The sequence below is a fragment of the Microbacterium sp. GCS4 genome, assembly GCF_001262495.1.
Lineage (GTDB): Bacteria > Actinomycetota > Actinomycetes > Actinomycetales > Microbacteriaceae > Microbacterium.
In genome coordinates this window covers 1-20,396 of record NZ_LGYE01000001.1, presented here as the reverse complement: position 1 = coordinate 20,396, position 20,396 = coordinate 1, and the positions used below count along the sequence as shown (strand labels likewise).

Genomic DNA, 20,396 nt, shown 5'->3' with positions numbered 1-20,396 from the left:
CCGGGAGAGCCGTCACCAGCGCCCCAGCGCGGTCGAGAGCACGGCGACGGCGGCGGGCCCGGCGGTCGAGGTCCGCAGAACGGTGTCGCCCAGCAGGACGCGCTCCGCTCCCGCCGCGACGAGCGCCTCGATCTCGGCATCCGCGATCCCGCCCTCCGGGCCGACGACGAGCACGATGTCGCGTCCGTCCGGCACGAGCGCGGACAACCGGTCAGGAGCAGTCGGATCGAGCAGCAGCACGCGCTGCGTGGCCGCGCGGGCAGCGAGATCCTTGGTGGATGCCGGAGCCGCGACCTCGGGTACCCAGGACCGGTGGGCCTGCTTGGCCGCCTCGCGGACGATGGTCGCCCAGCGCTCCCGCCCCTTGACGGCTTTCGGGCCCTCCCAGCGCGACACGCTGCGGCTCGCCTGCCAGGGCACGATCTCGTCCACGCCGAGCTCGCACGCGGCCTGCACGGCGAGCTCGTCGCGGTCGCCTTTCGCGAGGGCCTGAACGAGCACGAGCCGCGGACTCGGCGCCGGGTCGACCCGCCTGTCCGACACCCGGACGTCGACGAGCGACGGCGACACGTGCTCCGCCGTCGCGGTCAGCCAGACCCCGGAACCGTCGCCGACGGTGACCGCTTCGCCGACACGGAGGCGACGCACGACGGCAGCGTGCTTGGCCTCGGCACCGGTCAGCGACACGAGGTCGCCGGCGACGGCGTCCGAGGACGTCTCGACGAGGAAATGCAGGGCCACGGCGTCCTTCGGGTCAGTGCGAGCGGAACCGGTCGCGGAGCTTCGAGAACAGTCCCTGCTGGAACTGGGCGAGCTGCGGAGCCGGCGCCTTGGTCTTCTTCGCGAAGTCCTCGATCAGCGCGCGCTGCGCGGAGTCGATCTTCGTCGGCGTCAGAACCTGCACGCCGACCCGCAGGTCGCCGCGCTGGGTGCCGCGCAGCGGGGTGATCCCCCGACCCTTGATCGTGAGCACGTCGCCGGACTGCACTCCCGCCCGGATCTCGAGGTCGACCTCGCCGTCCAGCCCCTGGATCTTCGTCTCAGTGCCGAGGATCGCATCGGTCATCGCGACCTCGAGCGTCGCGAGCAGGTCGTCGCCGTCGCGGCTGAACGCGGGATGCGGGTTCACCGTGACCTCGACGTACAGGTCGCCGTTCGGGCCGCCCGCCTTGCCGACCTCGCCCGATCCGGGGAGCTGCAGACGAAGACCCGTCTCGACCCCCGCGGGGATGTCCAGCGACACGGTGCGACGCGATCGCACACGGCCCTGGCCGCCGCACGTGCCGCACGGGTACGGGATGGTCGTGCCGTAGCCCTCGCACGTGCCGCACGGCTGCGAGGTGACGACGTTGCCGAGGAGGCTGCGCACCTGGCGCTGGACGTGCCCGGAGCCGCCGCAGATGTCGCAGGTGACGGGCGAGGTGCCCTCCTGGCAGCAGGAGCCGTTGCAGGTCTCGCACAGCACGGCCGTGTCGACCTCGATGTCGCGGTGCGCGCCGAAGACGACATCCCCGAGGTCGAGCGTGACGCGCACGAGAGCATCCTGTCCGCGCTCCCGTCGCGACCGGGGCCTGGCCCCGCGTCCGCCGCCCTGGGCCGCGCCGAAGAACGTCTCGAAGATGTCCCCGAAGCCGCCGAAGCCCTGGAAGTTGCCCGACGCGCCGTCACCGCCGCCCATGTCGTAGCGGCGGCGCGAGTCGTCATCGCTCAGCACGTCGTAGGCATGCGTCACGAGCTTGAACTTCTCGGCAGCCTCCTCACCCGGGTTCACATCCGGGTGCAGCTGCCGGGCGAGTCGCCGGTACGCCTTCTTGATCTCGTCGGTGGAGGCGTCGCGGGAGACGCCCAGTACCTCGTAGTGGTCCGCCACAAATGGCCCTTCTGCGTGTGTTCTCTGGGCGTCCGCGTCAGCGGGACACCTCGTCCTCGTCGAGCATCCGCGACAGGTAGCGGGCCACGGCCCGTGCCGCCGCGAGGTTGCTCGGATAGTCCATGCGCGTCGGCCCCATGACCCCGACGCGCGCCGTACCGCTGCGCGCGGCGTAGTTGCTCGCGACGATCGACGCCTCGTCGAGACCGAACGACGCGTTCTCAGCGCCGATGCTCGCCGCGAGACCGTGCGCGTCGGTCTCCATCTCGCTCATGAGGCGGATGAGGGTCACCTGCTCCTCGATCGCCTCCAGGAGCGGATGGATGCTGCCGCGGAAGTCGTGCTCACGACGTGCGAGCGTCGCCGCGCCCGCCATCACCAGGCGCTCCTGCCGGAAGGTGCCGAGCTCCTCCACGATCACGGTCGCGAGCGTGCGCAGCACCGCGTCGTTCGCGTGGTCGTCGCCGTCGAGCAGTGCCCGGACCCGCTCGGCCGCATCGCTCACGGCCCGGCCGGTGAGCAGGGCTGAGAGGCGCGCCCGGAGCAGCCCCATGTCGGCCTCGTCGATGTCGGACGGCAGCTGCGCCATGCGCTGCGACACGCCGCCGGCGTCCGTGACGAGCACGATCAGCAGGCGGTTCGGGGCGAGGGCGACGAGCTCGATGTGGGTGAGCTGCGCGCGGGCGAAAGAGGGGTACTGCGCGAGAGCGACCTGACCCGTGAGCTGCGTGAGCACGCGGACCGTCCGGGCCATGAGGTCGTCGAGATCCGCGGGGTCCGTGAGGAAGGACTCGATCGCCGAGCGCTGCGCCACCGAGAGCGGGCGCAGCTGGGCGAGGTGGTCGACGAACACGCGGTAGCCCTTGTCGGTGGGCACGCGCCCCGAAGAGGTGTGCGGTGCCGCGATCAGCTCCTCGTCCTCGAGCAGCGCCATGTCGTTGCGGATCGTGGCAGCCGACACGCCGAACGAGTAGCGGTCGACGATGGAGCGGCTGCCGACGGGCTCGTGGGTCTCCACGTAGTCCTGCACGATCGCGCGCAGCACCTGGAGGCCTCGCTCGCTGACCATCGCCTCTCCCCTCGTCTGAACTCGTCGTGCCGGGGCACCCTTGGTCTGGCACTCACCGGCTTCGAGTGCCAATTCTACCCGCCCTCGGAGCGGATGCGCGGAACGCCTCTACGATGACGAGCATGAGCGATGCCACCGACACCACCCTGTCCAGCGGGATCGTGCGCGGGGAAGTCGTGGACGGTGTCCGCCGCTTCCTCGGCATCCCCTACGCTGCTGCTCCCTTCGGCGATCTCCGCTTCCGGGCGCCGCATCCCGCGAGCCCTGGTCCGGTGTGCGGGAGGCGACCGCTTTCGGGCCCACCGCTCCGCAGCATCCGTACCCCGCCGCGATCGGCGAGCTGCTGGGATCGGTCGCGATCCCCGGCGACGACATCCTCTCCGTGAACGTGTGGGCGCCGAGGGGCGCTGCAGGAGCGCCGGTCGTCCTCTGGATCCACGGCGGTGCGCTCGAACGCGGTACCGCGGCTCTGTCGCTCTACGACGGGGCCAGGTTCGCCCGCGCGGGGGTCGTGTTCGCCTCGATCAACTACCGACTGGGTTCGGAGGGCTTCTCGGTGCTCGACGGAGCACCGAGCAATCTCGGACTGCTCGACGCCGCGGCCGGCCTCGAGTGGGTGCACCGCGAGATCGCCGCGTTCGGCGGCGATCCGTCGCAGATCACCCTGATGGGCGAATCGGCGGGCGGCGCGATCGTCGCCGGTCTGCTCGCGCGGGCGGACTCGCGTGCGTTGGTCGCCCGCGCGATCATCGAGTCGGGACCGCTGGCAGCGCAGACTCCATCGAAGGCGGGACGCGTCACCGCACAGCTCGCGAAACGTCTCGGCATCGCCCCGGACCGCGCGTCGTTCCTCGGGGTGAGCCCCGATCAACTGCTCAACGCACGACGGGAGCAGGCATCCGGGTCCTCTCCGATCGGGGGCGCACCCGGATTCCAGTTCGCGATCGACGAGGACTCGCTCCCGCGCTCTCCGCACGTGGTGATCCCGGAGATCGACGTACCGCTGCTCATCGGCAGCAACACCGACGAGTATCGGCTGTGGTTCACCCCGGATGCGCTCGCCGGCATCGGTCGGCTGAAGCTCCTGCTCGCCCGGTCGGCGCTGCGGATCCCGGCGCGAGCCGTCGCGGCCTACCGCAGGGCCTTCCCCGGTGCGTCGACGGGCGAGATCTTCGGCCAGCTCGCGACCGACGTCATGCTGCGTGCGCCGCTGACCCGTGTCGCGCGGGCGCGGCGCGCTCCGACCTACGTGTACGAGTTCGCGTGGCCGAGTCCGATCCGCGATCTCCGCGCGGCCCACGCGCTCGAGCTGGGGTTCGTGTTCGACCGGCTCGACGACCCCGAGACGACACGTCTCGCCGGTGCCGAGGCCCCTCAGCGTCTCGCCGACGAGATGCATCGGGCGTGGATCTCGTTCATCATGACGGGTGATCCGGGATGGCCGGCCTACGGCCCGGAGCACACGACCCGGGTGTTCGACGCCGAGAGCTCCACGGGTCCGCAGCGTCGCACCGAAGCTCTCGACCTGCTCCCCTGAGTCCCTGCGAGAGCGTAAGCCGCGGAGCCGCTGAGGCGCGCTCTCAGTCGGTGAGCTCGCGCACGACCGCGTCGGCGAGCAGGCGACCTCGGAGCGTGAGCTGCACCCGCCCGCGCATCGCGGCCTGTCCCTCCACGAGACCGTCGGCGATGAGTCCGGCCACGCGGCCGCGCTTGTCCGCCGGCAGGTCGGATGTCACGATGCCCTCGCGGATCCGACTCAGCAGCAGGATGCGCTCCAGCATCCGCGATTCCTCGTCGGGACGCTCCGTGCCCGCGGCCGGGGACTCGGAGGCCGCAAGTCGTTGCGCGTACGCCGCCGGATGCTTGACGTTCCACCAGCGCAGCCCCGCGACGTGGCTGTGAGCCCCGGGGCCGAAGCCCCACCAGTCACTCCCCCGCCAGTACGCGAGGTTGTGCTGTGACCGCTGCTCGAGGGTCTTCGACCAGTTGCTGACCTCGTACCACTCGTACCCGGCGGCCGCCAGTCGCGCGTCCGCCAGCTCGTACATGTCCGCCTGCAGGTCGTCGTCGGGGGTCGGGACCTCTCCGCGACGGATCTGTCTCGCGAGCTTCGTGCCGTCCTCGATGATCAGCGCGTACGCGGAGATGTGGTCGGAGTCCAGCGCGAGCGCGGCGTCGAGAGACGCCTCCCAGTCGGCGAGGGACTCCCTCGGCGCACCGTAGATCAGGTCGACGCTCACGGCGAGCCCGGCATCCTTCGCCGCGGCCACCGCGGTGCGCACGTTCTCGGGACGGTGCGTGCGGTCGAGCGCGGCGAGGACGTGCGGCACGGCCGACTGCATGCCGATCGACAGACGCGTCACACCCGCGTCGGCGAGTGTTCGGGCGACCTCGGGCGTGACCGTGTCGGGGTTCGCCTCGACGGTGACCTCGGCTCCGTCCACCAGGCCGAACGCGTCGGTCGCGGCGGCCAGCATGCGGGCCAGGTCGCCCGCGGGCAGCAGCGTGGGGGTGCCCCCGCCGAAGAACACCGTGTCCATGGGGCGCAGCGCCCCGGCATCCGTCAGCACACGGCGAGCCAGGTCGATCTCGGTGATCAGCGTCGACGCGTAGTCCTCCTGCTTCGCGCCCCGCAGCTCGTTCGAGGTGTAGGTGTTGAAGTCGCAGTATCCGCAGCGCACGCTGCAGAACGGGACGTGCAGGTATGCCGAGAACGGCGCGTTCGCGTCGATCGGCAGATCTCCGGGGAGCCGTCCGTCGGCCGGAGCCGGATCGCCGAGGGGAAGGGGTCCCGCCATCTCAGACGGGAGTCGCGTACATCGGGGAGATCGCGCGGAGGTAGCGTGCGAACAGCTCCCGCCGCCGACGCTTCACGAGCGCGGGGATCGTGCGGTAGAGCAGGGAGTTCGGGGCGTCGAAGGCGCGCACCGTGAACCACACCTCGTCGTTGTCCTCGCGCCACTCCACGTCGAAGGACTCCTCACCGCGCACGACCGATCCGCCGACCGTTCCCAGCACGAGTCCGACCCGTCGCTTCTCCTCGGTCACGGAGATCACGCGGAGCTCGGCATCGGCGCTCATGCTGCCGACCCGTCCGCGCACCCGCAGGGTCATCCCGGGGCCGGCGAACGGCGTGCCCTCGGCGTCGAAGCGCTGCTCGACCTCGTTCTTGCTCGGCGCGATCGGGGTGCCCTCCGCGTCGAAGCTCACGCCCGCATAGGCGGGGCCGGGCGCAGGACGGACGTCCTCGACGGCGAGTCCGGACGCGCGCTGCGCGGTCCACGTGAGCAGCGACTCGCCCGCGGTCTCGAAGCGCTCGGATCCGCTGCCGATGCGCCACGAACTCTCCGCCGGGATGCTGTGCTCCGGCGGATACTGCATGAGGTCGGGCGCATGGGTCGCACCCACAGCCGCATAGTCAACCGTGTCGTCTCGGAAAGTCCCGCGCCGCATGCCGTCCAGCCTACCCGTGGTCGCCTGGACGATCACCCGGTCGACCGACCACCTACTTCTTGTCCTTGCCCTCGACGTCTCCGGAGAGCGCCGCGATGAACGCCTCCTGGGGGACCTCGACGCGACCCACCATCTTCATGCGCTTCTTGCCCTCCTTCTGCTTCTCGAGGAGCTTTCGCTTGCGGGTGATGTCACCGCCGTAGCACTTCGCGAGGACGTCCTTGCGGATCGCGCGGATGGTCTCGCGCGCGATGATCCGCGCGCCGATGGCCGCCTGGATCGGCACCTCGAACTGCTGGCGAGGGATGAGCTTGCGCAGCCGCTCGGCCATCATCGTGCCGTAGGCGTAGGCCTTGTCGCGGTGCACGATCGAGCTGAACGCGTCGACCTTCTCGCCCTGCAGCAGGATGTCGACCTTCACGAGGTCGGCCTCCTGCTGGCCTGCGGGCTCGTAGTCGAGCGAGGCGTAGCCCTGGGTCTTGGACTTCAGCTGGTCGAAGAAGTCGAACACGATCTCACCGAGCGGCATCATGTACCGCAGCTCGACCCGCTCCTCGGAGAAGTACTCCATGCCGAGCAGAGAGCCACGGCGAGACTGGCACAGCTCCATGACCGTGCCCACGTAGTCCTTGGGCAGCAGGATCGCTGTCTTCACCATGGGCTCGGCGACGGAGCCGATGCGGCCGTCGGGGTACTCGCTGGGGTTCGTGACGGTGACGGTCTCACCCGTGTCGGACGTGAGGACCTCGTAGATCACGCTGGGCGCGGTGGTGATCAGGTCGAGCCCGAACTCGCGCGACAGGCGCTCGGTGATGATCTCCAGGTGGAGGAGCCCCAGGAAGCCGCAGCGGAAGCCGAAGCCGAGGGCGACCGAGGTCTCGGGCTCGTACTGCAGCGAGGCGTCGGAGAGCTTGAGCTTGTCGAGCGCTTCACGGAGCTCGGCGTAGTCGCTGCCGTCGATCGGGTAGATGCCCGAGAACACCATCGGCTTCGGGTCGGTGTAACCGGCGAGGGCCTCGGTCGCCGGCTTGCGCGCTGCAGTGACGGTGTCGCCGACCTTCGACAGGCGCACGTCCTTCACACCGGTGATGAGGTAGCCCACCTCGCCGACGCCGAGCCCCTTCGTGGGAATCGGTTCGGGGCTCGACACGCCGACCTCCAGAGCGTCGTGGTTCGCGCCGGTCGACATCATCTGGATGCGCTCGCGCGGCGACAGGCTGCCGTCGACCATGCGCACGTAGGTGACGACACCGCGGTAGGCGTCGTACACCGAGTCGAAGATCATGGCACGGGCCGGAGCATCCGCATCGCCGACCGGGGCGGGGATCTCCTGCACGAGCCGGTCGAGGAGCTCCTCCACACCGACGCCGGTCTTGCCGGAGACGCGCAGGACGTCCTCCGGCTTGCCGCCGATCAGCGAGGCGAGCTCCTTGGCGTACTTGTCGGGGTCGGCCGCCGGGAGGTCGATCTTGTTGAGCACGGGGATGATGTGCAGATCGTTCTCGAGAGCGAGGTAGAGGTTCGCGAGGGTCTGGGCCTCGATGCCCTGCGCCGCATCGACGAGCAGAATCGCGCCCTCGCATGCGGCGAGCGAGCGGGACACCTCGTACGTGAAGTCGACGTGCCCCGGGGTGTCGATCATGTTGAGCGCGAAGGTCTCACCCTCCAGCTCCCACGGCATCCGCACGGCCTGGCTCTTGATGGTGATACCGCGCTCGCGCTCGATGTCCATGCGGTCCAGATACTGGGCCCTCATGTCGCGATCGGAGACCACGCCGGTGATCTGGAGCATGCGGTCGGCCAGGGTCGACTTGCCGTGGTCGATGTGCGCGATGATGCAGAAGTTGCGGATCTGCGTCGCAGGCGTCGCGGCAGGCTGAAGCGGAGTGAGAGCGCGTGGTGACATGTCCCGACGATTCTACGGTGAGGGGAGGCTAATGCCCGATTCGGCGGATCCGGTGATATTCTCGCGAAGTTGCCCGGGAGCAATCCGTGACACCGGATCCCGTGAGCGATAAGACTCCGTCACAGACAAGGTGCAGGTGTCGTGTCGCGCAGATCGGCAGATGGTGATTGACTGTCTTTCCGGCTCAGCGTTGCGTCGGCAGATCCCGCGCGCGTCTGTAAAAGAGAAAGAATCAACACCTTGATCAAGTATCTCGTGCGCCGCCTGCTGGGGTGGTTGATGATGATCGTCATCGCGACGAATATCACCTACTTCCTCGCCTGGCTGTATCTCGATCCGGAGAACAACTACGTCGGACGGCGGCCCCCGCTCTCCGCCGATCAGATCGACAACCTCCTGCGCCCGCGCAACCTCAGCGAGTCCGTACCGCTCATCGAGCGCTGGTGGACCTGGTTCTCGGGCATCCTGTTCCGCTGGGACTGGGGTCTGGGCCCGACCGGCGAGTCGGTCAACGAGCAGGTCGCCTACCGCGTCTGGGTCAGTGCCGAGCTGGTGCTCGGTGCCACGATCCTCACGACGGTCCTCGGCATCGCGCTCGGTGTGTACACGGCGTCACGGCAGTACAAGCTCGCGGACCGCATCGGCCAGGGCACGAGCATCATCACGATGAACATCCCGACGGTCGTGGCGGGCTTCGCGCTCGTGCTGCTCGCGATCGGGTTCAACAATGCCGTGGGCACCACGGTGTTCTACGTGACAGGGTCGTCCAGTCCGGGTGTCCAAGGCTTCTTCCCCGTTCTCCTCGACGCGCTTCAGCATCTGGCCCTGCCGACCTTGGGCCTCGTGATCACGGGCTACGCGCAGATCCACTTCCTGCAGCGGTCGCTGCTGCTCGACAACATCAAGGCCGACTACGTGCGCACCGCGCGCGCGAAGGGCCTCACGAAGCAGCAGGCGATCCGCAAGCACGCACTGCGCACGTCGCTCATCCCCGTCACGACGCAGGTCGCCTTCACGATCCCGGCCGTATTCACGGGCGCGGTCCTGACGGAGACGATCTTCAACTGGAACGGCATGGGTCGGTACTTCATCACGACCCTCAACAACAACGACATTCACGGCGTCGTCGCGGTCGCGGCCTTCGGCGCCCTGATGACCGCGATCGGCGCGATCCTCGCCGATGTCGCCGTCGTCGTCCTCGATCCGAGAGTGCGGGTGAGCTGATGTCCCTGGAAACCATCGGGGTATCCCCCGAAATCGCGGAGAAGCCGGAGAAGCCGAGGAGCCGCAAGCGGACCACGATGCTGTCGCTCTACACGCGACGCTTCATGCGCAACCGCGGCGCCGTCATCGGCATCGTCATCCTGGCCCTTCTTGTGCTGTTCGCCGTGATCGGTCCGCTGATCGCGCCGTACAGCCACACCGACCTCGACTTCCTGGCTCTGCGCAAGGGACCGTCGGCGGAGCACTGGTTCGGTACGAACGGGTCCGGCAACGACAACTTCGCCCAGGTCGCCGTGGGGCTGCAGCGATCCATGATGATCGCCGCACTCGTCGCGGTAGGGACCACCGTGGTCTCGGCCATCGTCGGAACCACGGCCGCCTACTTCGGCGGAGCCTACGAGCGCATCATGCTCGCGATCATCCACTTCATGATGGTGGTTCCGAACTTCCTGATCCTCGCGATGATCTCGAACGACGCCGGCGGAAACTGGCTCGTGATCTCGCTCGTGATGATCTTCATCGTGGGGTGGTTCTTCCCCGCTCGCATCATCTGGACGCTGTCGCTGTCGATCCGCGAGCGTGAGTACGTGCACGCGGCTCGTTACGCGGGGCTCTCCGGCATGCGCGTCGTCATCCGGCATATGCTGCCGAACATCGGCTCGCTGCTGGTCATCAACTTCACCCTCGGCGTCGTGTCGGCCGTTCTGACCGAGACCGCACTGTCGTTCCTCGGCTTCGGTGTGAAGCTGCCGGACGTGTCCCTGGGTGCGCTGATCGGCTACGGCTCCAGCACTCTCGTGAGCGCGCCCTGGCTGTTCTACTTCCCCGCTGCGGCGCTCACGCTGCTCACCGTGTCGATGGCGCTCATCGCCGACGGTCTGCGCGACGCCCTCGACCCGACCTCCGCGGCTGGAGGTCGCGCATGAGTACTGTCCTCTCCGTCCGCGACCTCAAGGTCAGCTTCCCGTCCGAGGCCGGTCGAGTGGATGCCGTCCGTGGCGTCTCCTTCGACCTCGAGGCCGGCAAGACGCTCGGCATCGTCGGCGAGTCCGGCTCGGGCAAGTCCGTCACCTCGCTCGCGATCATGGGCCTGCTCGACGAGAACGCCAAGGTCACCGGGTCGATCGTCTACGACGGCCAGGAGCTCATCGGCAAGTCGGACAAGCAGCTCTCCGTCATCCGCGGCAACGGCATGGCGATGGTCTTCCAGGACCCGCTGACCTCCCTCACCCCGGTCTTCACGGTGGGCGACCAGCTCATCGAAGCGCTCACGGTGCACCGGCGGCTGTCGAACAAGGATGCCTGGGACCGCTCCGTCGAGCTCTTGAAGCTCGTCGGCATCCCCGAGCCCGAGCGGCGCATGAAGTCCTTCCCGCACGAGTTCTCCGGGGGCATGCGCCAGCGTGTCGTGATCGCGATCGCGATGGCGAACGACCCCAAGCTGATCATCGCCGACGAGCCCACCACGGCGCTCGACGTGACGATCCAGGCGCAGATCCTCGAGCTGATGGCGACGGCGCAGAAGGAGACCGGCGCCGCCATGATCATGATCACGCACGACATGGGCGTGGTCGCGAAGACCGCCGACGACGTGCTGGTGATGTACGCGGGCAAGCCCGTCGAGCACGCGCCGGTGCGCGAGCTCTTCTACCGGACGCGGATGCCGTACTCGATCGGTCTGCTCGGCGCGATCCCTCGCGTCGACAAGACGGAGAAGGTGCCGCTGATCCCGATCAAGGGCAATCCCCCGCTGCTGATCAACCTCCCGGACGCGTGCCCGTTCGCGGCACGGTGCCCGATCGCGATCGACGCGTGCCGGCAGGGCGAGCCCGAGCTGCTCCCGATCTCGACCGAGGGTCACGCGAACCACACCGTGGCGTGCATCCGCGCCGAGGACATCGACGACGACGGCACGATCGGCGGCCTGCCGGTGTTCCCCGCCCCCGAGGTGCCCGAGAGCAGTCTCACCAAGGTGCCCCGCGAGGAGCGCCCGATCACGCTGCAGGCGATCAACCTCAACAAGACCTTCCCCCTCATGAAGGGTGCGCTGTTCAAGCGCAAGGTCGGGGAAGTGCACGCCGTCAAGGGCATCAGCTTCGACGTGCGGCAGGGAGAGACCCTCGCGATCGTCGGCGAGTCCGGCAGCGGCAAGACGACCACGCTGCTGCAGATCATGGATCTCGTGAAGCAGGAGGACGGTGACATCCGCATCGGCGGGACCAGCGTCTCCGACATCAAGAGCCGCGCCGAGGAGCGCAAGCTCCGTCGTGACCTCCAGATCGTGTTCCAGGACCCCATGGGCGCTCTTGACCCGCGCATGACCGTGTGGGACATCATCGCCGAGCCCATGTTCGCGATCGGAATGAGCCGCGACGACGTGTTCGACCGGGTCGAGGAGCTCATGGGCCTGGTCGGTCTCGATCCGGCGCACAGCGACCGCTTCCCCCAGGCGTTCTCGGGCGGTCAGCGTCAGCGCATCGGCATCGCCCGCGCTCTGTCGACCAACCCGAAGGTCGTCGTGCTCGACGAGCCCGTCTCGGCGCTCGACGTGTCGATCCAGGCCGGCGTCATCAACCTGCTCGACGAACTCAAGGCGAAGATGGGCCTGTCGTACCTCTTCGTCGCGCACGACCTCGCGGTCGTCCGGCACATCGCCGACCGCGTCGCCGTCATGTACAAGGGCGAATTCGTGGAGCACGGCGACGTGGACCAGGTGTTCGACGCCCCTCAGCATCCGTACACGAAGGCGCTGCTGTCGGCGATCCCGATCCCCGACCCCGACATCGAGCGCACACGCGAGCGGATCATCCTGCCCGTCGAAGGCTTCGATGCGCAGGCCGTCCCTGCCAGTTAACGATGAATCACTTGTGCACAGTCCGGTAACGAATCTGTGCACAAGTGCTTTCGCCCGCGAGGCGCGGAGTTATTCTGCCCTCATCCCAAGTAAGGCCGACAGGCACTAAGGAGTACCATGAAACGGCATCAGAAGCTGATGGGCATCGCTGCTCTCGGCGCCGCCTTCGCACTCGTCATGAGCGGTTGTGCGCCGGCAGGCAACGGTGGCAGCACAGGCGACCAGGGCGAGGCCCAGACCGTCGAAGGCGCGGACTACAACCCGCAGCCGCGCGAGAACCTCGCAGAGGGCGGGGAACTCCGCATCCCCGTCTCGAACATCGCCGAGCAGCTGAACTACTTCCACAGCGATGGCGACGCGCGCGTCACGCAGATCGGCACGTGGTTCCGCCCGCAGATCCTGCTCATGGATCCGGACGGCACTGTCAAGAAGAACGACGCGTACCTCGACGACTACTCCTTCGGTGTCGAGGAGGGCAAGACCGTCCTGCATTTCAAGGTCAACGAGAAGGCCGTCTGGAACGACGGGACGCCGATCGACGTCACCGCGTTCAAGGCCACGTGGGAAGCCAACAACGGCACCAACGAGGAGTACCAGCCGAACGCGACCGACGGCTGGAAGGAGATCGAGTCCGTCGAGGCCGGCGAGAACGACCGCGACGTCATCGTCACCTTCAAGGGCGAGTTCGCCTGGCCCGAGATGGTCTACTCGCAGCTTCTGCACCCGGCCGTCAACACCCCGGAGCTCTTCAACACCGCGTTCCTCGGTGACTGGCACCCGGAGTGGGCAGCCGGCCCCTACACGGTCGAGGACTACGACAAGACCGGTGGCGTCGTCACCCTGGTCCCGAACGAGAAGTGGTGGGGCAACGCTCCGCTCCTCGACAAGGTGACCTTCATCCAGATGGAGCCGACCGCCGCGGTCAACGCTCTGCGCAACGGCGAGGTCGACATGGCCGAGACCGGCAGCGCCGAGCTGCTCGCCCAGGTCGAGGGCCTCGACGGCGTCAAGACCTACAAGGGCCAGGCGACCGCGAACGCGATCTTCACGCTGAACTCGACGAACCCGGCCCTGTCGGAGCTCGAGGTCCGCAAGGCCGTCTTCGAGGCGATCAGCATCGAGCAGGTCAAGGACATCGTCTTCAACGGCCTGAACTACACCGAGGAGCCCGCCGGGTCCCTCACGCTGTTCTCGTTCCAGCCGAACTACGTGAACGCGCTGGAAGAGGCCGGCCGCAAGGACGGCGACACCGAGGGCGCCAACAAGCTCCTCGATGAGGCCGGCTGGGTTCCCGGTTCCGACGGCATCCGTGAGAAGGACGGCGTGCGCCTGTCGCTCGTCTTCCCGGTGCACTCCGACACGGAGACCGCTCGCGCCCGTTCGTTGGCCGTGCAGGCGCAGCTCAAGGAGGTCGGCGTGGAGGTCACGATCGACACCCGTCCGTCTGCCGACTTCGCTGAGGACTACACCACGCAGAACGGTGACATCTTCTTCCTGAACTTCACGTCGTCCGACCCGTTCGGTGCTGCCTGGTTCTGCCAGCTGTACTGCTCGGACAGCGGCCTGAACCTGTCGGGCACCGGCACCGAGGAGATCGACAAGATGATCCACGAGGAGCTGGAGACCATCTCCGACCCCGTGGAGCAGACCAAGAAGGCCATGGAGATGGAGTCCGAGATCTTCGCGAAGACCTGGGGCATCATCCCGGTCCTCAACGGCCCGGAGATCTGGACCGTCAAGGAAGGCCTCGCCAACCTCACGCCCGAGCCCTACGTGGGTCTCGACCTCTTCGGCATCACGCCGGTGGAGAACGTGGGCTACGAGAAGTAAGCACTCGTCCTGAGTACGGGAGCGGGGTCGGTGGGCAACCACCGGCCCCGCTTCGTATGTCAGGACGGATCGGCTTTGGTGCCGGTCTCTTCGAGGGGCACGCAATCGTCGAAGTCGCTTGCACGGGGAACCGAGCCCACCGACCGGGAGCAGATCGCGATCGCCCCGACGCCGAGGAGTATCGCCGCAGCCGTGACGATCGCAGCCGGATAGCCGAAGAGTTCCAGCAGGATGCCGGCGAGGGCTGACGCGGGCGCTGCGAGCACCGCGGTCACGAGCGCGGTCGCGGCGAGCACACGACCACGCAGACGGTTGGGTATCAGTAGGGAGACGTAGGCCCCCTGCACGGCGTTGAGCGGGATTATGGGCAGCGACGCGAGCAACCCGATGACGGCGATGGTCCACATGTCCTGTGTGAAGGCCGCGGCTCCCACCGCGATCCCCATGGCCACGACCGCACAGCGGATGATCCACGCTCCGCTGAGACGCGGCATCACTCCCATCAGCAGCACCGCGCCGAGCAGCACACCGACTCCCTGGAAGGTCTGGATCAGGCCGATCTGCCAGGCCGCGGTGCCGCGAGCCTGCTGGCTGAGGATGATCGCGGTACCGCACATCGCCAGGGCGACGTTCACTCCGGCGACGAGCAGCACGAGGGTGCGCGGCTGACCCCAGCGGATCAGCCAGCGGATCCCTGCCGTCCAGCGGCGGGTTCCGTCCAGCCCGCGCTCCGCGGCGTAGTCGCCCCGCAGCGACAACGCGGCGAAGAACTGCCCGACGCGCGCGACCGCGGACACCACAAACGGCAGGACCGGATGCACGCCGAAGAGCAGGCCGGACAGGGGCGCGGCGCCGAGCTGGAGCCCGGCATCCCTGCCCTCGTTCGCCGCCGTCGCCGCGGGGAGCAGGTCGCCGGGGACGACCTGCGGCAGCATGGCGTCGCTGAGGTTCTCCAACGCTCCGGTGACTAGGCCGGACGCCGCGGCCAGGACCATGAGCACGGCCGCGGTCATGGCGCCCGTGAGGAGCAGCGCCGCTGTCATCGCCCACACGGCGGCGGCCACCGCACCGGAGACGAGCAGCAGACGCCGACGGTCGACGCGGTCGATGAGGACGCCGCCGGGGAGCAGCGCGAGGCACTGAGCAAGCGCGGCGATCGACCCGACGACACCCGCGAGGAGAACGTCGCCGGTCACGTGGAACCCCAGCAGTGTGAAGGCGAAGCCGCCCACGAACGTCCCGATCTGGCTCAGAGAGTCACTGGCGAACCAGGCCCGATACTCGCGGGAGCCCCACAGGCGCCGACGTGATTCGGCGTTCTGCCCGTCGTCCGCGGCCGGGCCCACAGGTGTCGACTCGGTCACAGATCGTCTCCGTTCACTCAACCGCTCGCGCATGATTCGCCTCCGGAGCGGTTTGTCCCTGGTCGCGCTGCAATAGTCATATGCGGCGTTTTGTCGTTCAGATGGGACTTGAGATCCGATTCTTCTGGGCACAGCTCGCTGCGACAATGCATCACTCAGCTGAATACCGGTGCTCCGAGATTCCTGCACGTCTCGCCGCTTTCAGCTTCGACACTTCTAGGCTGAAGTCGTGACAGTCCAGGTCGTCCTCGTGCACGGCATCCGCACGTCCGCGACGATGTGGCGGTCTCAGGTCGCGTTCCTCGAAGCCGCCGGTATCCCCGTCGCCGCAGTCGACCTGCCTGGGCACGGCACGCGCATGGCGGAGGACTTCACACTGCACGAGGCGCTGCACACGATCGACGCCGCCGTCCGCGACGCCGCCTCGCGGGGACCGGTGCTGCTCGTCGGGCACTCGATGGGCGGTCTCCTCACACTCGCGTATGTGGGCGGTGCGCAGAAGCCCCCGGTCGCCGCGCTGATCGCGGCCTCCTGCACCGCGCTCCCCCACGGCGCCGGTCTCCGCGCCTATCGGACGATCGCCCGCCTGGTCGACCGACTGCCGGACCGCGGACTGTGGCTGACCGAGCGCATCCTCGAGGCGACGATCCCGCTCGAGACCCGACCCGACTTCGCCGCCGGAGGCTATGCGCTCGACACGCAGGACATCGCCCTCGCCGCGCTCTCGGCGCTCGACCTCGCGACCGCCGTGGCGCGGATCGAGATCCCCCTCTGGTTCGTGAACGGGCAGTACGACCAGCTGCGCATCAACGAGGCGCTGTTCCAGCGGCTCGCGCCGCACGCCGAGCTCATCGTCGTGCCGCGCACCTCGCACCTCGTCACCGCCATGCGGCCGGACGTGTTCAACTCCGTACTGCGGCTCGGCATCGCGACGGTCGAGGCCGGTGGGGTCAGCGTCGCTGGCGCGCCCGCGACGTGAGGACTCCTCCGACGACCGAGAGCACGGCCGCAGCGACGAACACGAGCCAGAACCCGCCGGCGAGGGCGACGAGCCCGGCTCCCAGTACCGGACCGATCAGCTGTCCCAACGCGGCCGTCACCGTGACGACGCCGAGATCTCGGGCGTGATCCTTCTCGTCGGGAAGCAGGTCGGCGGCGAACGCGAGCCCCACGGTCGAGAATGCTCCATAGCCGAGGCCCATCAGTGCGGCGGCGATCAGCGTCGCCTCGAACGACGGGATGACGGCGATGACGACGCCGGACGCAGCCTGCACGAGCGTCGCGGCGACCGTGAGCGTGCGACGGTTCCCGGTCCGATCCGACACGATCCCCGTGACGACCGACGCGAGCACGACGAACACCGTGTAGACCACGATCAGCAGGAGCAGGTTGTCCTGTGCGGTCGACGAATCCTGGTCGAGCCCGTGCAGGAGGTAGAAGAGGAAGAGCGCGGTGCCGAGCGCGTTGCCGATGTTCGTGACCAGTCGCCCCGACAGCATCCAGGCGAAGTCGCGGTCGCGCAGAGAGGCGAGCGGATGCCGGGAGCGTCGGCGCTCCGGCACGAGTCGGGCCTCCGCGGGCGGGTCGGGCAGCAGCAGGGCGGCGGCCGCGCCGACGACGGCGATGACCAGCGCCAGCAGGATGTATCCCTCGCGGATGCCGAGACCGAGGAGCACGACCAGCCCCACGCCGAGCACGATGCCGACGGCCTGGCTCGATCCGACCGCGGCGGACGCGGCGCCACGCTGCGTCACGGGGAGCTGGTCGGCGATGAGCGCGGTGAACGCGGCGGAGGAGACCGCGACGCCCACCGAGACGCCGAGCCATGCGAGTCCCACGCCCCACGGTCCCTCCGAGAACCCCGTGACGACCAGGCATGCTGCGGTGAGCAGCACGCCTCCGAGCGCCCAGGGGCGTCGACGTCGCCTGCCTGCACCTGCGCGATCGGACAGCGCCCCGGCGACGGGGCCCGCGACGATGCCGGCGAGCCCGCCGAGTCCGAGGACGAACCCCGAGGACACGACCCCGCGGATCCAGTCGTCCTCGGGGGTGTCGAGCTGCAGCGGGAGAAGCAGCTGCACGGGGGTGAGCTGGACCGTCCAGATGGCGAGCCAGGCGAGGGTGAACACCGCCATCCATCGGGCGCCCACGCGCGCGGAGGCGGTGTCGTGCGCGCTCGTTGCAGGGCGATCGGTCATGGCACTCCTTGACATCGGCGTCGTGAGAATCGGGCCGTGCGGGCGGCGCGGCGGGGTGCGGATAAGGTCGATTGTGCACCCGTCGGTCCCCGTTTAGGGGGAACGGCTCGTCTGCTGGTAGACTCGACTCTTGGCTTGCGTGTGGGTTCTTCCCTCACGACCGCCGTGCGGAAGCCCTCTTCTTCTGCCGGCATTCCGAACAATCCCTGTACAGAAAGCGTCCACACGTGGCAAACATCAAGTCGCAGATCAAGCGCAACAAGACCAACGAGAAGGCTCACGAGCGCAACAAGGCCGTGAAGAGCGAGCTCAAGACGCACGTCCGCGCCGCCCGCACCGCCGTCGCCTCGGGCGACAAGGCCGCAGCCGAGGCCGCACTGAAGACCGCGTCCCGCAAGCTCGACAAGGCCGTCAGCAAGGGCGTCATCCACCAGAACCAGGCAGCGAACCGCAAGTCGGCCATCGCCAAGCAGGTCGCCGCTCTCTGAGCTCAGATCACACAGGAAGGGCCCGTCTCGTCGAGACGGGCCCTTCCTGTTTCTGTCTTCGTTCTGGCGGTATGCGGGCTGCCGCCTGCGCGGCTTCTCAGCCGGTCGGAGTCTCGACGGGGTCGCCGGGCTCACCGACGGGCTCGGCGGGAACGTCGAGTGCCTCGGGGTCTTCGAGATCAGCCCCTCCCAGCGGGTCCTGGTGCCACGACACGAGCTGCCAGCCGGCGTCCGGGTCGCCGTCGAGCACGGCCATACCGGTGTTGTACAGCCGCCAGTGCGCGGCGTCGTCGAGGTCGATCCCCTGCAGGCGGGCTGCCGCCCACACTCGGATCGCCGCGCCGTGGCTGACGACCACGACTGCGCCGTCCTGGTGGTTCGAGGCGATGGCGTCGATCGCCGCGTCGTAGCGTGCGAAGAACTCCGTACCGCTCTCGCCGCCTTCGATCGTGACGTCGACGTCGCCTGTGAGCCATCGGCGTGCCGTGCGGACGTAGCCCTCGACCGCTTCACGATCGCTGTGCATCTCCCAGTCGCCGGCGGAGATCTCCTCCAGCCCTTCGACCACCTGGACGTCGAGAGAGCGGTCCTCGGCGAGCGGGGCGGCGGTGAGCTGCGTGCGCACAAGAGGCGAGGCGTAGATCGCGTCGATGCGCTCCCCCTGCAGCGCCGCTGGAATCGCAGCGGCCTGCGCGTGTCCGAGGCCGGTGAGACCAGGTCCGGGGCGCGCCGTGTCGAGCGCGCCGATCACGTTGCTCGGGGTCTGGCCGTGGCGGATGAGCAGCAGCTTCATGGTTCCCTTCCGAAGGGCTGGCGGGTGGCGATGACCGTGAGCATCCGCTCGAGGGCGAAGATGGGGTCGCGTGCTGCGCCCTTGACCTCGGCGTCGGCGCGGGCGGTGGCCTGGATGGCGAGGCCGAGGGAGTACTCGTTCCAGCCTGCGAGGTCGCGGCGCGCGCGGTCGACCTGCCAGTCCTTCATGCCGAGCCGCTGAGCGAGCTGGCGGCTGGGTTCGCGGTTGCCGGCGACGCGCGCCATGGTACGCAGCTTCATCGCGAAGGCGGCGACCATCGGCACGGGGTCCGCGCCGGAGGCGAGGGCGTGGCGCAGCGCGACGAGGGCTTCTCCGTAGCGTCCCGCGATCGCGGTGTCGGCAACCACGAAGGCGGAGACCTCGACACGGCCGCCGTAGTACTTGGTGATGAGTTCTTCGGTCACGTCGCCTTCGACGTCGCCGATGAGCTGCTGGCACGCCGCGGCGAGCTCGGTGAGGTCGTCAGCGAAGGCGGAGACGAGTGCGCGGAGGGCCGGCGGGGCGATGCGCTTCTTCGCGGCCTTGAACTCTCCGGCGGCGAAATCGACCCGGTCACCGTCGCGTTTGATCGCCGGGCAGGCGATCTCGATCCCTTCGCCGGTGCCGGACCGCAGAGCGTCGAGCAGCTTCTTGCCGCGGACGCTCGCGCCGGTATGCCGGAGGATGACGGTCGCCCCCTCTTGTGGGTGCTCCAGGTAGGAGACCGCCTCTTGGAGGAACGCGTCCGAGCATTTCTCGACCCCGGAGACCCGGACGAGGCGGGGCTCGCCGAACAGGGAGGGCGAGGTGAGCGACAGCAGTGTGCCCGGGGCGTAGTCGTCGGCCCGGACGTCGGTCACCTCGAGCGCCGGGTCTTCGGCGCGAAGATAGTCGCGGACTCCCGCGATGGCCCGCTCGGCGCAGACCTCTTCGGGACCGGAGACGAGCACGAGCGGTGCGGGACGAGGGTCGCGCCAGGACACCTGCGGGATCTTGGACGACGCGGCTCCTCCTCGGGACGAAGAACGCGGAGCAGCCATGCTCTCAGCCTACCCGGGGCGTCGGACAGGCAGCGCGGCTTCCCGCGCGCGGTCAGGCGGCGATGTCGTAGCGGGCGCGTCCGCCGAGGCGTGGGGTGCGGGTGGGGTCGATCGTGGCGGGTGGGATGAGCCACACCCGCGCCCGGATTCCGGTGCCGTCGGTGCGGATGTCCCATCCGTTGTCGTGTATGCGGTGGTGACACGATTCGCACAGCAGTACCCCGTTGTCGAGGTCTGTGGGTCCGGTGTCGCGGTGCCACCATCGCAGGTGGTGGGCTTTGGTCATCTGGGGTGGGAGTCCGCACAT

The 20,396-nt window shown here is 68.6% G+C and carries 17 protein-coding genes and 1 pseudogene; 7 read left to right on the top strand and 11 right to left on the bottom strand.

The features are described from left to right. Positions 1-12: 12 nt before the first annotated feature. From AKH00_RS00090 to hrcA, 3 genes are read right to left on the bottom strand one after another with little or no spacing between them, the layout of a single operon-like run. Positions 13-741, bottom strand: a complete 729-nt coding sequence (locus AKH00_RS00090) for a 16S rRNA (uracil(1498)-N(3))-methyltransferase (protein ID WP_050720711.1) — start codon at positions 739-741, stop codon at positions 13-15. A gap of 13 nt (positions 742-754) precedes the next feature. Then, the gene (gene dnaJ, locus AKH00_RS00085) at positions 755-1,870 is read right to left on the bottom strand and encodes a molecular chaperone DnaJ (RefSeq protein WP_050720710.1); all 1,116 of its coding nucleotides are present in this window, start codon (positions 1,868-1,870) and stop codon (positions 755-757) included. A 37-nt stretch (positions 1,871-1,907) separates the two neighbouring features. Then, the gene (gene hrcA, locus AKH00_RS00080; protein ID WP_050720709.1) at positions 1,908-2,939 is read right to left on the bottom strand and encodes a heat-inducible transcriptional repressor HrcA; all 1,032 of its coding nucleotides are present in this window, start codon (positions 2,937-2,939) and stop codon (positions 1,908-1,910) included. 113 nt (positions 2,940-3,052) lie between these two features. On the opposite strand from hrcA, the pseudogene AKH00_RS00075 reads away from it, so the two are divergent. Then, a pseudogene (locus AKH00_RS00075) lies at positions 3,053-4,476 on the top strand (carboxylesterase/lipase family protein). Between the two features lie 43 nt (positions 4,477-4,519). Here AKH00_RS00075 and hemW read toward each other — a convergent pair. From hemW to lepA, 3 genes are read right to left on the bottom strand one after another with little or no spacing between them, the layout of a single operon-like run. Then, on the bottom strand, positions 4,520-5,737 hold the full coding sequence (gene hemW, locus AKH00_RS00070; protein WP_050720708.1) for a radical SAM family heme chaperone HemW: 1,218 nt from the start codon (positions 5,735-5,737) through the stop codon (positions 4,520-4,522). Between the two features lies 1 nt (position 5,738). After that, positions 5,739-6,392, bottom strand: a complete 654-nt coding sequence (locus AKH00_RS00065; protein WP_050721952.1) for a DUF1990 family protein — start codon at positions 6,390-6,392, stop codon at positions 5,739-5,741. A 52-nt stretch (positions 6,393-6,444) separates the two neighbouring features. Continuing rightward, on the bottom strand, positions 6,445-8,298 hold the full coding sequence (gene lepA / locus AKH00_RS00060) for a translation elongation factor 4 (RefSeq protein WP_050720707.1): 1,854 nt from the start codon (positions 8,296-8,298) through the stop codon (positions 6,445-6,447). A gap of 240 nt (positions 8,299-8,538) precedes the next feature. Between lepA and AKH00_RS00055 the strand changes: the two genes are divergently transcribed. The 4 genes from AKH00_RS00055 (at position 8,539) to AKH00_RS00040 (ending at position 14,206) form a co-directional block, all read left to right on the top strand. Continuing rightward, complete coding sequence (locus AKH00_RS00055; RefSeq protein ID WP_050720706.1) at positions 8,539-9,522, top strand: ABC transporter permease; 984 nt, start codon at positions 8,539-8,541, stop codon at positions 9,520-9,522. After that, the gene (locus AKH00_RS00050) at positions 9,522-10,448 is read left to right on the top strand and encodes an ABC transporter permease (protein WP_050720705.1); all 927 of its coding nucleotides are present in this window, start codon (positions 9,522-9,524) and stop codon (positions 10,446-10,448) included. The genes AKH00_RS00055 and AKH00_RS00050 overlap by 1 nt, the downstream gene beginning before the upstream one ends. Next, entirely contained in the window at positions 10,445-12,376 is a 1,932-nt protein-coding gene (locus AKH00_RS00045; RefSeq protein ID WP_050720704.1) for an ABC transporter ATP-binding protein, read from the top strand. The genes AKH00_RS00050 and AKH00_RS00045 overlap by 4 nt, the downstream gene beginning before the upstream one ends. Positions 12,377-12,493: 117 nt before the next feature. Continuing rightward, positions 12,494-14,206 carry an ABC transporter family substrate-binding protein gene (locus AKH00_RS00040; protein WP_050720703.1) on the top strand — a complete coding sequence of 571 codons (1,713 nt, stop codon included), beginning with the start codon at positions 12,494-12,496 and terminating at the stop codon, positions 14,204-14,206. Between the two features lie 59 nt (positions 14,207-14,265). On the opposite strand, the gene AKH00_RS00035 is transcribed toward AKH00_RS00040, so the two are convergent. After that, entirely contained in the window at positions 14,266-15,570 is a 1,305-nt protein-coding gene (locus AKH00_RS00035; protein WP_161804366.1) for an MFS transporter, read from the bottom strand. Positions 15,571-15,799: 229 nt separating this feature from the next. Here AKH00_RS00035 and AKH00_RS00030 point away from each other — a divergent pair, with 229 nt between their 5' ends. Further along, positions 15,800-16,549 (top strand): alpha/beta fold hydrolase, encoded by a 750-nt coding sequence (locus AKH00_RS00030; protein WP_050720701.1) that lies wholly within the window; start codon positions 15,800-15,802, stop codon positions 16,547-16,549. Here the strand turns inward: AKH00_RS00030 and AKH00_RS00025 are convergent. Continuing rightward, positions 16,521-17,768, bottom strand: coding sequence for an MFS transporter (locus AKH00_RS00025; RefSeq protein ID WP_050720700.1), 1,248 nt, complete (start codon positions 17,766-17,768; stop codon positions 16,521-16,523). The two genes, AKH00_RS00030 and AKH00_RS00025, sit on opposite strands and share 29 nt — an antisense overlap. Before the next feature lie 227 nt (positions 17,769-17,995). Between AKH00_RS00025 and rpsT the strand changes: the two genes are divergently transcribed. After that, positions 17,996-18,256, top strand: coding sequence for a 30S ribosomal protein S20 (gene rpsT / locus AKH00_RS00020; protein ID WP_050720699.1), 261 nt, complete (start codon positions 17,996-17,998; stop codon positions 18,254-18,256). Between the two features lie 97 nt (positions 18,257-18,353). Here rpsT and AKH00_RS00015 read toward each other — a convergent pair whose 3' ends face one another. The 3 genes from AKH00_RS00015 to AKH00_RS00005 form a co-directional block, all read right to left on the bottom strand. After that, positions 18,354-19,049: a histidine phosphatase family protein gene (locus AKH00_RS00015; RefSeq protein WP_050720698.1), complete on the bottom strand. Its 696-nt coding sequence runs from the start codon at positions 19,047-19,049 to the stop codon at positions 18,354-18,356. Beyond that, positions 19,046-20,089, bottom strand: coding sequence for a DNA polymerase III subunit delta (holA, locus tag AKH00_RS00010; RefSeq protein WP_050720697.1), 1,044 nt, complete (start codon positions 20,087-20,089; stop codon positions 19,046-19,048). The genes AKH00_RS00015 and holA overlap by 4 nt, the downstream gene beginning before the upstream one ends. Before the next feature lie 52 nt (positions 20,090-20,141). Continuing rightward, a partial coding sequence (locus AKH00_RS00005; RefSeq protein WP_050720696.1) for an HNH endonuclease occupies positions 20,142-20,396 on the bottom strand: 255 nt, incomplete at its 5' end.